Source organism: Herbaspirillum sp. WGmk3 (genome assembly GCF_023952535.1).
In the GTDB taxonomy this organism is placed as follows: Bacteria; Pseudomonadota; Gammaproteobacteria; order Burkholderiales; family Burkholderiaceae_D; genus Herbaspirillum; species Herbaspirillum huttiense.
This window is the reverse complement of sequence record NZ_JAKYWT010000001.1, coordinates 535,958-551,698: the sequence shown is the minus strand read 5'-3', so window position 1 is coordinate 551,698 and position 15,741 is coordinate 535,958. Positions and strand designations below refer to the sequence as shown.

The 15,741-nt window shown below is 63.2% G+C and carries 15 protein-coding genes; 14 read left to right on the top strand and 1 reads right to left on the bottom strand.

Going from position 1 to position 15,741, the window contains the following annotated elements; all coding sequences use genetic code 11:
- Positions 1-48: 48 nt before the first annotated feature.
- The 7 genes from trpA (at position 49) to MKD49_RS02240 (ending at position 8,003) form a co-directional block, all read left to right on the top strand.
- A complete protein-coding gene (trpA, locus tag MKD49_RS02270; RefSeq protein WP_034331676.1) occupies positions 49-846 on the top strand; it encodes a tryptophan synthase subunit alpha in 798 nt (265 codons plus the stop codon).
- A 197-nt stretch (positions 847-1,043) separates the two neighbouring features.
- Entirely contained in the window at positions 1,044-1,913 is an 870-nt protein-coding gene (accD, locus tag MKD49_RS02265; RefSeq protein ID WP_034331674.1) for an acetyl-CoA carboxylase, carboxyltransferase subunit beta, read from the top strand.
- Positions 1,914-2,044: 131 nt separating this feature from the next.
- Positions 2,045-3,358 carry a bifunctional tetrahydrofolate synthase/dihydrofolate synthase gene (folC, locus tag MKD49_RS02260; RefSeq protein WP_121045001.1) on the top strand — a complete coding sequence of 438 codons (1,314 nt, stop codon included), beginning with the start codon at positions 2,045-2,047 and terminating at the stop codon, positions 3,356-3,358.
- Between the two features lie 106 nt (positions 3,359-3,464).
- Entirely contained in the window at positions 3,465-4,442 is a 978-nt protein-coding gene (locus tag MKD49_RS02255; protein ID WP_121045000.1) for an SPOR domain-containing protein, read from the top strand.
- Between the two features lie 34 nt (positions 4,443-4,476).
- Positions 4,477-4,977, top strand: coding sequence for a CvpA family protein (locus tag MKD49_RS02250; RefSeq protein ID WP_252695333.1), 501 nt, complete (start codon positions 4,477-4,479; stop codon positions 4,975-4,977).
- 95 nt (positions 4,978-5,072) lie between these two features.
- Positions 5,073-6,593 (top strand): amidophosphoribosyltransferase, encoded by a 1,521-nt coding sequence (gene purF / locus MKD49_RS02245; RefSeq protein WP_088754955.1) that lies wholly within the window; start codon positions 5,073-5,075, stop codon positions 6,591-6,593.
- Positions 6,594-6,761: 168 nt separating this feature from the next.
- On the top strand, positions 6,762-8,003 hold the full coding sequence (locus MKD49_RS02240) for a cystathionine gamma-synthase family protein (RefSeq protein WP_252695332.1): 1,242 nt from the start codon (positions 6,762-6,764) through the stop codon (positions 8,001-8,003).
- Between the two features lie 126 nt (positions 8,004-8,129).
- On the opposite strand, the gene MKD49_RS02235 is transcribed toward MKD49_RS02240, so the two are convergent.
- Positions 8,130-8,726 carry a TIGR00730 family Rossman fold protein gene (locus tag MKD49_RS02235; RefSeq protein WP_121044995.1) on the bottom strand — a complete coding sequence of 199 codons (597 nt, stop codon included), beginning with the start codon at positions 8,724-8,726 and terminating at the stop codon, positions 8,130-8,132.
- A gap of 251 nt (positions 8,727-8,977) precedes the next feature.
- On the opposite strand from MKD49_RS02235, the gene MKD49_RS02230 reads away from it, so the two are divergent.
- The 7 genes from MKD49_RS02230 (at position 8,978) to MKD49_RS02200 (ending at position 15,652) form a co-directional block, all read left to right on the top strand.
- The gene (locus MKD49_RS02230) at positions 8,978-9,994 is read left to right on the top strand and encodes a patatin-like phospholipase family protein (protein WP_209584048.1); all 1,017 of its coding nucleotides are present in this window, start codon (positions 8,978-8,980) and stop codon (positions 9,992-9,994) included.
- A 103-nt stretch (positions 9,995-10,097) separates the two neighbouring features.
- Positions 10,098-11,000, top strand: coding sequence for an alpha/beta fold hydrolase (locus tag MKD49_RS02225; RefSeq protein ID WP_121044993.1), 903 nt, complete (start codon positions 10,098-10,100; stop codon positions 10,998-11,000).
- A 136-nt stretch (positions 11,001-11,136) separates the two neighbouring features.
- A complete protein-coding gene (locus MKD49_RS02220; RefSeq protein WP_252695331.1) occupies positions 11,137-11,979 on the top strand; it encodes a 3',5'-nucleoside bisphosphate phosphatase in 843 nt (280 codons plus the stop codon).
- 64 nt (positions 11,980-12,043) lie between these two features.
- Complete coding sequence (gene htpX, locus MKD49_RS02215) at positions 12,044-12,919, top strand: protease HtpX (RefSeq protein WP_252695330.1); 876 nt, start codon at positions 12,044-12,046, stop codon at positions 12,917-12,919.
- 86 nt (positions 12,920-13,005) lie between these two features.
- Positions 13,006-13,641 carry an L-threonylcarbamoyladenylate synthase gene (locus MKD49_RS02210; protein ID WP_121044987.1) on the top strand — a complete coding sequence of 212 codons (636 nt, stop codon included), beginning with the start codon at positions 13,006-13,008 and terminating at the stop codon, positions 13,639-13,641.
- A gap of 90 nt (positions 13,642-13,731) precedes the next feature.
- On the top strand, positions 13,732-14,391 hold the full coding sequence (locus MKD49_RS02205; RefSeq protein WP_039784686.1) for a site-2 protease family protein: 660 nt from the start codon (positions 13,732-13,734) through the stop codon (positions 14,389-14,391).
- Between the two features lie 61 nt (positions 14,392-14,452).
- Positions 14,453-15,652: a tryptophan--tRNA ligase gene (locus MKD49_RS02200; protein WP_204725764.1), complete on the top strand. Its 1,200-nt coding sequence runs from the start codon at positions 14,453-14,455 to the stop codon at positions 15,650-15,652.
- Positions 15,653-15,741 lie beyond the last annotated feature (89 nt).

Below are 15,741 nucleotides of genomic sequence, written 5' to 3'. Positions count from 1 at the left end.
GGCTCTTTGGAGCCGGTCGGCAGTTTCGACAAAAAACTTCATATCATCATGTCCAGAATCCAGACCACCTTTTCCCAACTGGCCGAGCAGAAGCGCAAGGCGCTCATTACCTTCATTACGGCCGGTGACCCGGCCCCCGAGCTGACCGTGCCGCTGCTGCATGCGCTGGTGGCCGGCGGCGTCGACATCCTCGAACTGGGTGTGCCGTTCTCCGACCCCATGGCCGAAGGCCCGGTGATCCAGCGCGCCTGCGAACGCGCCCTGAAATTCGGCATCAGCACCCACGACGTGCTGGGCTACGTGCGCGAATTTCGCAAGACCAACAGCCACACGCCCATCGTGCTGATGGGCTATGCCAATCCCATCGAACGCTTTGGCGTCGATGCCTTCATCGCCGCGGCCAGCGAAGCGGGCGTGGATGGCACCATCGTGGTGGACTATCCGCCCGAGGAATGTGAAGAATTCTCCCAAAAGATGCAGGCCAGGGGCATGGACCCGATCTTCCTGCTGGCCCCGACCTCTTCGGAAGAACGTATCCGCCAGGTGGCGGCCGTCAGCAGCGGCTTCTGCTATTACGTTTCGTTGAAGGGCGTCACCGGCGCCGGCCACATCGACACGGCCGAAGTGGCCGAGCGCATCGCCGCCATCCGCCAGCACGTGAAGCTGCCCATCGCGGTGGGCTTCGGCATCCGTGATGGCGCGACCGCCCGTACCGTCGGCAGCGTGGCCGATGCAGTCGTGATCGGCAGCCGCATCATTGCCGAACTGGAAAACACCCCGCATGACCAGGCCTGCGCAGCGGTGCAAGCCTTCGTCACCGATATCCGCCAGGCGCTGGACGCCTGAGCGGCAGCGTCCCGGTCCGGCAGGGCAGGGGAGCGCAATGAGGAGCCTCCGGCAGCGTCCGGAGGCTTTGTTTTTTGATACGGCGCAAGCGGGCAGCGTGAATTTACTTGCTCGCCGGAAAGCATGACCGTGCTTTACGTCCGCCGCCGGTGGGCTCTGGTACAATGCGCGCCACCGGAAACATCTATGAGGTCTCTATGAGCTGGCTCGAGAAGTTATTGCCACCCCAGATTCAACGCGGTTCCACCAGCCGCAAAGCCATCCCGGAAGGTTTGTGGGTCAAGTGCCCCTCCTGCGAGGCCGTGCTGTACCGTACCGACCTGGAATCGAACCTGCATGTCTGCCCCAAGTGCAGCCACCACATGCGCATCCGCGCCCGCGCTCGTCTCGATGCCCTGCTCGACGAAGGCGGCCGCTATGAGATCGGCCAGGAAGCCCTGCCGGTCGATACCCTGAAGTTCAAGGACAGCAAGAAGTACCCTGATCGCCTCAAGGACGCCATGGAATCCACCGGCGAAACCGACGCCATGGTGGTCATGGGCGGCGCCATCATGACCCTGCCGGTCGTGGTGGCCTGCTTCGAGTTCGAATTCATGGGCGGTTCCATGGGCTCCGTGGTTGGCGAGCGCTTTGCGCGCGGCGCCCAGGCGGCGCTGGAACAGAAGGTCCCCTTCATCTGCATCACCGCCACCGGCGGTGCGCGCATGCAGGAAGGCCTGCTGTCGCTGATGCAGATGGCCAAGACCACCGCCATGCTGACCAAGCTGTCGGAAAAGAAGCTGCCCTTCATCAGCGTGCTGACCGACCCGACCATGGGCGGCGTCTCGGCGTCCTTCGCCTTCATGGGCGACGTGGTGATGGCCGAACCCAAGGCCCTGATCGGCTTTGCCGGTCCGCGCGTGATCGAGAACACGGTGCGAGAGAAGCTGCCCGAAGGCTTCCAGCGTGCTGAATTCCTGGTCACCAAGGGCGCCATCGACATGATCGTCGACCGCCGCAAGATGCGCGAGGAAATCGCCCATCTGCTGGCCCTGCTGCAAAATCAGTCCGCCGAAACGGTTTCCTGATTAGCCGCTATACTTCAGGCCCGGATTTGCAGAAGTGCAAATCCGGGCTTTGTCTTTTCGACATCCGCAAGCCGTAATCCGTAATCCGTAATCCGTTTTTCGAGCAGCAGCTTCACCGACCGAGACGCGCCATGACTTCCCAAGCCTCCCCGACTCCCGCCACCTTGAACGAATGGCTGGCCCTGCTGGAACAACGCCACTTCAAGCAGATCGACATGGGCCTGGACCGCGTGCTGGCCGTCAAGGAAAAGCTCGACATCCGCTTCGACTGCCCCGTCATCATGGTGGCCGGCACCAATGGCAAGGGTTCCACCTGCGCCATGCTGGAATCCATCCTGCTGCGCGCCGGTTATCGCGTGGGCCTGTACATCAAGCCGCATTTCCTGCATTTCAATGAGCGCGCCCGCCTGTCCGGCGACATGGCCAGCGATGCCCAACTGATCGCCGCCTTCGAGGCGGTGGAGGCCCAGCGCGGCGACATCTCGCTGACCTATTTCGAATTCACCACCCTGGCCATCATGAAGCTGCTGGCCGATGCCCGGCAGGATGTGGTGATCCTGGAAGTCGGTCTGGGCGGCCGCCTGGATGCGGTCAACGTGATCGATGCCGATGTGGCCATCGTCACCAGCATCGACATCGACCACACCGAATACCTGGGCGAGACGCGCGAAGAGATCGGTTTCGAGAAAGCCGGCATCTTCCGTCCCGGCAAGGTCGCCGTGTGCGGCGACCCGGTGCCGCCCAAGTCGCTCATCGCTCACGCCGAGAAGATCGGTGCCGACCTGTGGCTCATGGGCCGCGACTTCAACTACCAGGGCGACAAGCAGCAATGGGCCTATGGCGGGCGCGGCATGCGCCGCAATTCGCTGGCCTATCCCAGCCTGCGCGGTGCCAACCAGATCCTCAACGCCTCGGCCGCCCTGGCTGCGCTGGAAGCCCTGCGCGAAGTGCTGCCGGTGGGTGCCCAGGAGGTGCGCACCGGCCTGGCCACGGTGGAGCTGCCGGGCCGCTTCCAGGTACTGCCGGGCCAGCCGCTGGTGATCCTGGACGTGGCCCACAACCCGCATGCGGCCGCCACGCTGGCGCAAAACCTCGACAACATGGGCTTCCACCCCTACACCTATGCGGTGTTCGGCTCCATGCTGGACAAGGACATCGAAGGCGTCATCGGCCACCTCAAGGACAAGATCGACCACTGGTGCGTGACCGACCTGCCGCTGCCGCGCGCGGCCAGCGCGCAACAGCTCAAGGAAGCCCTGCTGGGGGCCGGCGTGCAGCCGGAATTCAGGCGGGACGCGGCACGCAGCGTAGAAACCTTCACTACACCGGCCGAGGCGTATGCAAATGCATTAAGCAGAGCAGGGGAGAATGATAGAATTGTGGTTTTCGGGTCCTTCCTGACCGTAGCCGGCGTCATGCAGGCGCGCCGCCCCGGTCTGCACTGATTCCGAACCCGCGTTCCGGAGCCGGCCGTCCTTGCCAGACGGTGCCAGGACCTGAGTGGCCAGGCAGGTTTTCCACGATTTCCAGATCAATTCAAGACGACTCCGCATGGGCTTGTTCTCGTTTTTCCGTAAAAACAAGCAGGATTCTTCTGCTGACCAAGGGTCCTTCCGTTCACGTTCCGAGGAGCAATCTTCCGTCATCCGCAGCCGTAGCAGCCGAAGTGCGGCCAGTGGTGCCGCCGGTTCTGCCCGCAGCAGCCGCAGCAAGGCCGGCAAGGATGCCGCTGCCGATCCGCTGTTGCCGGAAAAGAAACGTGCCCGCCGCCGCCTGATCGGTGCCGTCGCGCTGACGCTGGCCGTGGTGATCGTGTTGCCGATGATCCTCGATTCCGAGCCCAAGCCGCTCAACGACGACATCGCCATCCAGATCCCGTCCAAGGACCAGCCGGCTTCCGGCGTGGCCCAGCCGGGTGGCCGTGATGCCAAGCAGGCTTCGCTGGACCAGAAGGAAGAGATCGTCGAGCCGTCCAGCATCGCCCCTGAGCCCGCAGCAGCGGCCACGCCGGCTGCCCCGGCCCAGCCGGTGACGCCGCCGGTGGCTGCCGTGGCACCCAAGGTGGTCGAGAAGCCGGCTGACAAGCCGGTGGAAAAGCATACTGAAAAGCCCGCCCCCAAGGCCGAGGAAAAGAAGCCGGCCGTGGCCGAGCACAAGGAAGAACCGAAGAAGGAAGCCGCCAAGCCCAAGGCGCCTGCGCACACTGCCGACGACGATGCCGCACGCGCGCTGGCCATTCTCGAGGGCAAGCCGGCCAGTGCCGCTGCGGCCCCGGCGGAAAAGAAACCGGCTGCGGCCGGTGGCAAGTTCGTCATCCAGGTGGCTGCGCTGGCCACTCAGGACAAGGTCAATGAATTGCGCAACAAGCTCAGCGCCGCTGGCATCCATTCGTACACGCAAAAGATCGCAACCGAGGCAGGAGAGCGCACGCGGATTCGCGTCGGCCCCTTCGCCAGCCGCGAGGAAGCCGAACGCATGGGCGGCCGAATCAAGAAGCTGGGCCTGAATGCCACGATTGTTCCTGCTTGAATTTGGCTACAGATAGCCGCATATTGTTGTCATCGTGACGATATTTGACTACCTGGTGCTGCTGATCCTGGCCTGTTCGGTGATCATCGGCACCCTGCGCGGACTGGTGCGCGAGGTGTTGTCGCTGGCCGGCTGGATCGTCGCGCTGGTGGTGGCCAATACTTATGGCGAGGCGCTGTCGGGCATGTTGCCGGATGTGGTGCCCGGTGAACTGACCCGCTTGATCGTGGCCTTCATTGCGCTCTTCATCGGCACGCGCCTGTTGATGGCGCTGGTGGCCAAGACGCTGGGCGAGCTGGTCAAGGCGACCGGCCTGGGTTTCCTCGATCGCACGCTGGGCAGCATTTTCGGTGTGGCGCGTGGGGTATTGCTGGTGGTGGCGGTGGCCTTGCTGTGCGGTACCACGGCCATTCCGCAACAGGATTTCTGGAAGCAGGCGCGCTTCAGTCCCTGGGTCGAGCAGGCCGCCGAAGCGGTGCTGCCCTACCTGCCGGGCAAGCTGGCCGAGCATGTGAGTTTTTCCACTCCGGTGTGAGCGGATGGGCGCCCCGTGGCGGGGACCATAGTATCGCGGGAGTGGCGTGGCAGTCGTGGTTCATTTTCGTTTTCGTTTTTCGTTAGGAGTCCACCATGTGTGGCATCGTCGGTATCGTCTCTCATAGTCCCGTCAACCAGATGCTGTATGACGCGCTGCTGCTGCTGCAGCACCGCGGCCAGGATGCGGCGGGGATCGCAACCAACCACAGCAACGGTTTCTCGATGCACAAGGCCAATGGCTTGGTGCGCGACGTGTTCCGTACCCGCAACATGCGCTCGCTGCCCGGCAACACCGGCATCGGCCAGGTGCGCTACCCGACCGCAGGCAGCTCGTCCTCGGAAGAAGAAGCGCAGCCCTTCTACGTCAATGCCCCCTTCGGCATCATCCTGGCGCACAACGGCAACCTGACCAATGCGGAACAGTTGAAGATCGAGATGTTCAAGAACGATCGCCGCCACATCAACACCGATTCCGATACCGAAGTGCTGTTGAACGTGCTGGCCCACGAGATCCAGCAAGCCACTACCGGCTACTCGCTGGACCCGGCTGCGCTCTTCAAGGCCGTGGCCATGGTCCACAAGCGCGTGCGCGGCTCCTACGCCGTGGTGGCGCAGATCGCCGGTTACGGTCTGCTGGGCTTCCGCGATCCGTACGGCATCCGTCCGATGTGCCTGGGCTTCAACGAGAGCGACAAGGGCATCGAATACATGATGGCCAGCGAATCGGTGGCCTTGGAAGGCATGGGCTTCCGCTTCCTGCGCGACGTCAACCCGGGTGAAGCGATTTTCATCGACAACGACGGCAAGCTGTACAACCAGCAATGCGCCGAGAACCCGACGCTGAACCCCTGTGCCTTTGAATACGTCTACCTGGCCCGTCCGGACTCCATCATCGATGGCGCTTCGGTCTACGCCACCCGTCTGAAGATGGGCGAATTCCTGGCCGACAAGATCCGCAGCCAGTTCAAGCATGGCGAGATCGACGTGGTCATGCCGATTCCCGATTCCTCGCGTCCGGCGGCCATGGAACTGGCCCTCAAGCTGGGCATCGAGTACCGCGAAGGCTTCATCAAGAACCGCTACATCGGCCGTACCTTCATCATGCCGGGCCAGGCGCTGCGCAAGAAGTCGGTGCGCCAGAAGCTCAACGCCATCGGCAGCGAATTCAAGGGCAAGAACGTGCTGCTGGTGGATGACTCCATCGTGCGCGGCACCACCAGCCGTGAAATCGTGCAGATGGCCCGCGAGTCGGGCGCCAAGAACGTGATCTTCGCGTCGGCCGCGCCGCCGGTGAAGTTCCCCAACGTGTACGGCATCGACATGCCGACCCGTGACGAACTGATCGCCTTCGGCCGCAGCGACGAAGAAGTCTGCCGCGAGATCACCGCCGACGCCCTGGTGTACCAGGATGTGGAAGCCCTGAAACGTGCCATCTCCGACGCCAACCCGGCCCTGAAGCAATTCGAGGCCTCCTGCTTCGATGGTCACTACATCACCGGCGACATCACCCAGGAATACCTGGACCGCATCGAATACGCCCGCAAGAATCCCAAGCCGGCGCTGGAAGATGTGGTGCGTTCCCAGCTGAACCTGAACCTGGCGCGCGTGGACTGATCCCCGCCGTCTGATTCCAGGCTGGACCAGGACGCCGGTGGCCGCTTTGGCGGCACCGGCGTTTTGCGTTGAGGTGCCATGCAAACCAGCCGACGGGAATCTGGCTTATCATTTTGCCTTTGGCCGTGCGCCGGCCTTGCTCATTTCTTCTGCTTTTCCGATCACGCGATGAACGATAAAAAGACCTACGGCTTCACCACCACCATCCTCCACAGCGACCGCCAGAAGGGCATCGAACACGGGTCGCTGCACAAGCCCATCCACACCTCCGTGACCTTCGGCTATGAAGATGCGCGCCAGCTGGCCGAAGTGTTCCAGGGCAAGCAGCCCGGCTATCGCTATGGCCGCCAGGGCAACCCGACCGTCTCGGCGCTGGAAGACAAGATCACCAAGATGGAGGACGGCAAGTCCACCATCTGCTTCGCCACCGGCATGGCCGCCATTGGTGCCATCGTCCAGGGTCTGCTGCGCGAGGGTGATCATGTGGTGTCCTCGGCTTTCCTGTTCGGCAATACCAACAGCCTGTGGATGACGGTGGGCGCGCAGGGGGCCAAGGTCTCCATGGTCGATGCCACCGATGTGAAGAACGTGGAAGCGGCCATCACGCCGCAGACCCGCCTGGTCTTCGTGGAAACCATCGCCAACCCGCGCACCCAGGTGGCGGACTTGAAGCGCATCGGCGAGCTGTGCCGCGAGCGCGGCATCCTCTACGTGGTGGACAACACCATGACCTCGCCTTACCTGTTCCGTCCCAAGACGGTCGGTGCCGGCCTGGTCGTCAATTCGCTGACCAAGTCCATCGGCGGCCACGGCAATGCCCTCGGTGGCGCCCTGACCGATACCGGTGAATACGACTGGACGCGCTACCCGCACATCGCCGACAGCTACAAGAAGAACCCGGCCCCGCAATGGGGCATGGCGCAGATCCGCGCCAAGGCATTGCGCGACTTTGGCGCCACGCTGGGCCCGGAAGCGGCGCACCACATCGCCGTTGGCGCCGAGACCATGGCCCTGCGCCAGGAACGTGAATGCAAGAATGCGCTGGCGCTGGCCCAGATGCTGGAAGCTGATCCGCGCGTGGCGGCAGTCCACTATCCGGGGCTGGAGTCGCATCCCCAGCACACCTTGTGCAAGCAGCTGTTCCGCTCCTTCGGCAGCCTGATGTCCTTCGAGCTGAAGGACAGCATCGATTGCTTCGATTACCTCAACCGGCTGAACCTGGCCGTGGCCGCCAGCAACCTGGGCGATACACGCACGCTGGTGATCCCGGTGGCGCACACCATCTTCTACGAGATGGGGGCCGAGCGCCGCGCCAGCATGGGCATCGCCGAGTCGCTCATTCGTGTGTCCGTGGGGTTGGAAGATACCGATGACCTGGTGGCCGATTTCCGCCAGGCGCTGGAGGCCTGAAGCTGCAAGCCCGCCGGGACGGCGGTTCCAGGCCGAAGTGAATGAAACGACACGCCCGTCGCCTCGCAAGAGGGACGGGCGTTGTCGTTGGTGTCGCCAGATGAACGCTTTTGTAAAAAACCGGTGTCAGGGCACCAGGTTGGCGACCGCTTCACGATCGGCCCACTTGGTCTTGTAGGTCGGCTTGAAGGTCTGGAAGCGCTCGATCAGCTTGACCGGATCGGCCTCATGCATCATCAGCCCGGACTGGTCGCTGCTGACGAAGCGCTGCGAGACCAGGTGATCGACGAAGGCGATCAGGTTGTTGTAGAAGCCCTCCACGTTGTACAGGCTGATCGGCTTGTAGTGGAAGCCCAGCTGGGCCCAGGTCAGCACTTCGAACAGTTCTTCCAGGGTGCCCATGCCGCCGGGCATGGCCACGAAGCCATCGGAGAGCTCGGCCATCATGGCCTTGCGTTCGTGCATGTCCTTGACGATGTGCAGGCGGGTCAGGCCGTCGTGGCCCAGTTCCTTGTCCAGCAAGGCTTTGGGGATGACGCCGGTGGCTTCGCCGCCCAGCTTCATGACTTCACTGGCGATGATGCCCATCAGGCCCACATTGCCGCCGCCATAGACCAGGGCGATGTTGTTCTTCACCATCTCCTGGGCCAGCTTGCGCGCTGCCTCGGCATAGGCCGGGGAAGCGCCGGGGGAAGAACCGCAATATACGCAAATCGATTTCATGTGTCCTCTGCTGTGTCCGTCGTTACGTCAGTACATGGTTACAATGGCTGAGCTGGATAGCCAGATGTTTCCTGCTGGAACCAGAATGTCTCTCCAAGCTGCCACTATCTCCAGTCGTCTTCCTGTTATACCATGATAGTGCAGTGCAGCATAAGCTGAAGTGGTGACGCCGGCGTGACAGCGCGGCACTGCGCATGCGCCCGGCCACATTGTGCGGGTCTGTCACGCGGCACGTGAAGATAAAGGACATCATGTCGAACAAGATCGTCAGTCTGGCCCTGCAAGGCGGGGGCTCGCATGGCGCCTTCACCTGGGGCGTGCTGGATCGTTTGCTGGAGGATGGCCGGCTGGACCTGGAAGGCATCAGCGGTGCCTCGGCCGGGGCCATGAATGCGGCGGTGATGGCCCAGGGCTACGTGCAGGACGGCCGCGACGGTGCCCGTGCGGCGCTGGAGCGCTTCTGGACGGCGCTCTCCAATGGCGTGCCGCTGGACCATGTCACGGCCGAAGGCGCGCCCGTCATCGCCAACCCCACGCCCATGCCCGGTATGCAGGCGCTGCTGGCGATGACGCGCTTCTTCTCGCCCACGCAACTCAATCCGCTGGATATCAATCCCCTGCGCGACATCCTGGTGGAGCAGGTCGATTTCGAACGCCTGCGCAACCAGCGTGAGCTGAAATTGTTCATTGCGGCCACCCAGGTCAGTACCGGCACGCTGAAGATTTTCCGCAACCCCGATCTGTCGGTGGAAGTGCTGCTGGCCTCGGCCTGCCTGCCTTCGCTGCACCGGCCCATCGAGATCGATGGCGAAGCCTATTGGGATGGCGGCCTGACCGCCAATCCGCCGATTTTCCCGCTCTTGCATTCCTGTGCCGCACGTGACGTGATGGTGGTGCTGCTGCATCCCAGCCGTCGCGCCGGCACGCCCACTTCCAGCCACGACATCGGCCAGCGGCTCTCGGAAATCAGCTTCAGCTCGGCCTTCTTCACCGAGCTGAGCGGACTGGCCCTGGCCAAGCGCGAGGCCGAGAATTCCACTCTGGCCTTCGGCTCGCTGGAACGGCGGCTGCGCCAGCTCAACATCCACATGATCGATGCCAATGAGCTCATGGAGCAGCTGACCAACCTCTCCAAGCTCAATACCCAGGCCAGTTTCATCGGCAGCCTGTTCCAACAGGGCCGCGAGCGGGCCTCGGAATGGCTGGAGCAGAACTTCGCCCAGATCGGTCATACCTCCACCTTCGACCTCGGACGTTTCCTGCCCTGAGGCGGTTCGCGGGGCAGGGCGGACGCACGATCGTTCACTTTTGTCTATACTTTGCGGCTTGATCCTTCGTTCCGCCCCGCCGTACCGACAAAAAAGACAAGCCATGCGCCAAACCATCGCCAAGAAAATCTCCCGTTCCGAATTCCTCGACGTGCGCGGCCTGCGCTACCACGTGCGCCACTGGGGCGACCCCCAGGCCCCCAAGATATTCATGATGCATGGCTGGATGGATATGTCGGCGTCGTTCCAGTTCATGGTCGATGCCCTGCAAGGGGAATGGCACGTAATTGCTCCCGACTGGCGCGGTTTCGGCCTGACCGAGCGGGCCCCGGCGCAGTCCTACTGGTTCCCCGATTACCTGGCCGACCTCGATGCCATCCTCGACCACTACGCCGGTGAGGAGGCCATCAACCTGCTTGGCCACAGCATGGGCGGCAATGTGGTGAGCCTGTATGCGGGCGTGCGCCCCCAGCGCATCAAGCGGCTGGTCAACCTGGAAGGCATCGGCCTGCCCACGGCCAAGCCGGAGCAGGCGCCGGGACGCTTCACGCAATGGCTGGACGAGATGAAGAATCGTCCCGTATTGCGCGGCTACGAGACGCTCGAAGAGGTCGCGGCGCGGCTGCAGAAGAACAATGCGCGCCTCTCGGACGAGCGCGCCGGTTTCCTGGCCCAGCATTGGGCGCAGCAGGATGAGAGCGGCCTGTGGCAGATTCTGGGGGATCCGGCCCACAAGCAGGTCAGCCCCATCCTGTACCGGGTCGATGAAATGATGGCCTGCTGGAGCCGCATTACCGCCCCGGTGCTGTGGATCGAGGCGATAGACAGCGATATCTGGCGTTTCTTCGGTCCGGCCTCGTTGAAACGTGAAGAAATCGACCGCCGCATCGCCTGTATCCCCAAGACGCAGGTGGAGATGATCGCCGACGCCGGCCACATGCTGCATCACGACCAGCCCGAGCGGCTGGCACAACTGATCGAGGCTTTCCTGCAGCAGCCGGCGTGAGGCCGGCCGCATCGTGCGGTGCAGTGCGGGGTTGGCATCAAGCGCGTAAAATGGACGCATTCCAATCACCCGGACCTCCCTGACCGACGGCAGCCACAAGCGACCGGCGCGGTCGCTGAGGTCATTGCGACTTCCTATGTCTGAACTCAAGTTCGATCTGCATTGCCATTCCAACGTCTCCGACGGCCTGCTGCCGCCGGAAGAGGTGGCCGCGCGCGCCAAGGCCAATGGCGTGGGCGTGTGGGCGCTGACCGACCACGATGAAGTGGGCGGCGTGGCGCGCGCCCGGGCGGCTGCGCGCGCGCTGGGCATGGGGCATGTGGCCGGCGTGGAAATTTCGGTCACCTGGGCCGGGCATACGGTGCATATCGTGGGCTTGCGCATCGACGAGACCAACCAGGCCCTGGTCGACGGCCTGGCCGCCACCCGCAACGGCCGCGAACGCCGTGCCCGCGAGATCGCCGAGGCGCTCGACCGGCACGGCATCTGCGGCGCGTATGAAGGCGCGTTGAAGCATGTGGGCAATCCCGACCTGATCTCGCGCACGCACTTTGCGCGCTACCTGGTCGAATGCGGCACCTGCTGCGATACCAAGGAAGTCTTCGCCAACTACCTCACCGAAGGCAAGCCCGGCTACGTGCCGCACCGCTGGGCCACGCTGGAAGAATCGGTGCGCTGGATCCGCGGGGCAGGCGGGGTGGCGGTGATCGCCCATCCGGGCCGCTACAAGTACACCCAGACCCAGTTCGGCGCCCTGTTCGACGAGTTCAAGCAACTGGGCGGTGAGGCCATCGAAGTCAATACCGGCAGCCATACGCCGGAGCAGTACCAGGAATACGCCCAGGTAGCGCGCAGCTATGGCTTTCTGGCCTCGATGGGCTCGGATTTCCACGGTCCGGGCGAGTCGCGCATGGACCTGGGCGGACTGCCGCCGCTGCCCACCGGGGTCAAGCCGGTCTGGCACGACTGGGGGCTGTGAAGCCCTTGAATTCAGCCGGCCGATTCCTATCTAATAACCACTTTTCCGATAGGAGTTTTCCCCGATGAAACGCATCCTGCTGTTTATCGCCACCAACATCGCCGTGCTGGTGGTGATGAGCGTGATCCTCTCCCTCTTGGGCGTGGACCGCTTCCTCACTCGTTCCGGCCTGAACCTGCCGATGTTGCTGGTGTTCTCGCTGGTGGTCGGTTTCACCGGATCGATCATCTCCTTGCTGATGAGCAAGAGCATGGCCAAGTGGTCCACCGGCGCGCGCGTGATCGAAACGCCCATGAACGGTACTGAAGCCTGGCTGCTGCAGACCGTGGGCAAGCTGGCCCAGCGCGCCGGGATCGGCATGCCGGAGGTGGCGGTCTATGACGGCGAACCCAATGCCTTTGCCACCGGTGCCTTCCGCGATTCGGCCCTGGTGGCGGTCTCCACCGGCCTGTTGCAGGGCATGACGCAGGACGAAGTGGAAGCCGTGCTGGGCCACGAGGTGGCCCATATCGCCAATGGCGACATGGTGACGATGACCCTGATCCAAGGCGTGGTGAATACCTTCGTGGTGTTCCTGTCGCGGGTGGTCGGCTATTTCGTGGATTCGGCCCTGCGCCGCAACAACGAGTCCTCCGGCCCCGGCATCGGCTACATGGTGACGGTGATGGTGTGCCAGATCGTCTTCGGTATCGGTGCCTCGATCATCGTGGCCTGGTTCTCGCGCCATCGTGAATTCCGCGCCGATGCCGGTGCGGCGCGCCTCTTGGGCACGCCCCAGCCGATGATCAATGCCCTGGCGCGCCTGGGCGGCTTTTCGCCGGAAGGCCTGCCGCAGAACATGGCAGCCCTGGGCATCAGCGACAAGCCCGGCATCATGGCGCTGTTCTCGACACACCCGCCGCTGGAACAGCGCATCGCCGCCCTGCGCGGCCAGCGCTAAGCCCGGTGGGCAGCGACAACGGCGGTGGCGACACCGCCGTTGTGCTTTTTACGATTTGGATTTGGATTGGAAACGGAAACCGCATCATGAGCCAGTTTTTCGAGATTCACCCCGACAACCCGCAACTGCGCCTGATCAAGCAAGCCGCGCAGATCATCCACAAGGGCGGCCTGGTGGCCTTGCCCACCGACTCCTGCTACGCGCTGGTCTGCCAGCTGGACAACAAGGATGCCGTGGAGCGTGTGCGCCGCATCCGTGGCGTGGACGACAAGCACCACTTGACCCTGCTGTGCCGCGACCTCTCCGAGATCGCCCAGTACGCCAAGGTGGACAACCGCCAGTACCGCCTGCTGAAGGCCGCCACCCCCGGTGCCTATACCTTCATCCTGGAAGCCACCAAGGAAGTGCCGCGCCGCCTCTCGCACCCCTCGCGCAAGACCATCGGCCTGCGCGTGCCGGAGAACCGCATCGCCCACATGCTGCTGGAAGAACTGGGACAGCCGCTGCTGGGTACCACCCTGATCCTGCCGGACGAAGATCTGCCGCTGACCAGCGCCGAAGACATCCGCAGCCATCTGGAAAAGCAGATCGAACTGGTCATCGACAGCGGTGCCTGCAGCCTGGAGCCGACCACCGTGATTGATCTCACCGATGACAATGAACCCGTGCTGGTACGCCAGGGCAGGGGAGATGCAGGCATCTTCGGTTTGCAGGCTGCCTGAGCGAGTTTTTGTTCACCCACATCCGGCCAGCGGAAGCGGCCCCGAGCGAATCCGGGGCAGTTCGTTGTCCCTCTGCTAAAATCCCCGCCCATGAATGAACTCATCCAGACCGTCGCGGTTTACGCGCTGCCCGTGCTCTTCGCCATCACCCTGCACGAGGCGGCCCATGCCTATGCGGCCAAGTTTTTCGGGGATACCACGGCGTATTCGATGGGGCGCATGAGCCTCAATCCGCTCAAGCACATCGATCCCTTCGGCACCATCCTCATTCCCATCATGCTGTACTTCGCCACCAATGGCGCTTTCCTGTTCGGCTACGCCAAACCGGTGCCGATCAACTTCGGCCACCTGCGCAAGCCCAAGCGCGACATGGCCTGGGTCTCGCTGGCTGGTCCCGCTGCCAATTTCTTCATGGCACTGCTGTGGATGCTGGCCATCTATGCCCTGGCGCTGGGCGGGGTGCAGGAAGAATTCTTCACACTGATGGCCAGGGCGGGGGTGCTGACCAACCTGGTGATGTTCGCCTTCAACCTGTTCCCGATTCCGCCGCTGGATGGCGGGCGTATCCTCACCAGCTTGTTGCCGAACAAATATGCGTATAAATTCGCCCAGATCGAGCCCTATGGCTTCTTCATCGTCATGGCGCTGGTGCTGCTCAAGGTGATTTACGCCTGGTGGATGGCCCCCGTGATGTATGTGGCCGGCAAGCTGCTGCAGCTCATTACCTTCCCCATCACCTTGCTGTTCTGATCCTTCATGTCGCTGATCCTGTTCATGTCGAACCGCCACCTGCCAACCAACGTCAAACGCCATGTATCCTGACCGCGTCGTCTCCGGCATGCGCCCCACGGGCGCGCTGCACCTGGGCCACTATCACGGTGCCCTGAAGAACTGGGTCAAGCTGCAATCCGAGCTGCCCTGCCTGTTCTTCGTGGCCGACTGGCACGCGCTGACCACCCATTACGACGATCCCTCCGTGATCGAGACCAGCACCTGGGAAATGGTGATCGACTGGCTCGCCGCCGGGGTTGATCCCTCCCAGGCCACGCTGTTCATCCAGTCGCGCGTGCCCGAGCATGCCGAGCTGCATCTGCTGCTGTCCATGGCCACCCCGCTTGGCTGGCTGGAACGCGTGCCGACCTACAAGGACCAGCAGGAAAAGCTGGCCGACCGCGATCTGGCCACCTACGGCTTCCTGGGCTACCCGCTGCTGCAGGCGGCCGACGTGCTGATCTACCGCGCCAGCCAGGTGCCGGTGGGTGAAGACCAGGTGCCGCACATCGAGATCATGCGCGAGATCGCGCGCCGCTTTAATCACCTGTACGGCAAGGAAAAAGGCTTCGAGGAAAAGGCCCTGGCCGCCACCAAAAAGCTGGGCAGCAAGCGCGCCAAGCTGTACCTGGAACTGCGTACGCAATTCCAGGAAAAGGGCGACGATGAAGCTTTGGAGCAGGCCAAGGCCATGCTGGACGATGCCCAGAACCTGTCGATGATCGATCGTGAACGTTTGTTCGGCTACCTCGAAGGCAGCCGCAAATTGATCCTCACCGAGCCGCAGGCCATGCTCACCGAAGCTTCACGCCTGCCGGGGCTGGATGGGGCCAAGATGTCCAAGAGCTATGGCAACGCCATCGCCCTGCGTGAAGAGGCCGCTTCGGTCACCAAGAAGGTCAAGACCATGCCGACCGACCCGCAGCGCGTGCGTCGCAGCGATCCGGGCGATCCGGACAAATGCCCGGTCTGGCAATTCCACCAGGTTTATTCCACCCCGGAAGTGAAGGAATGGGCCGCCAAGGGCTGCCGTTCGGCCGGGATCGGTTGCTTGGAGTGCAAGCAACCGGTGATCGATGCCATCCTGCAGGAGCAGCAGCCGATGCTGGAACGTGCGCAGCCTTACCTGGACGATCCTTCGCTGGTGCGCGCCATCGTCGCCGATGGCTGCGAGAAGGCGCGCAAGCTGGCCCAGGACACCATGCGCGACGTGCGCGAAGCCATGGGGCTGGGTTATTGACCAGCGGCAAGCGGGTTGCAGGCCTTTGGCGGGCCCGCAGGGGCGGGCTCTCCGGTTTTTTTTACGTCCGCTTTCATCTCTGGCAGCCG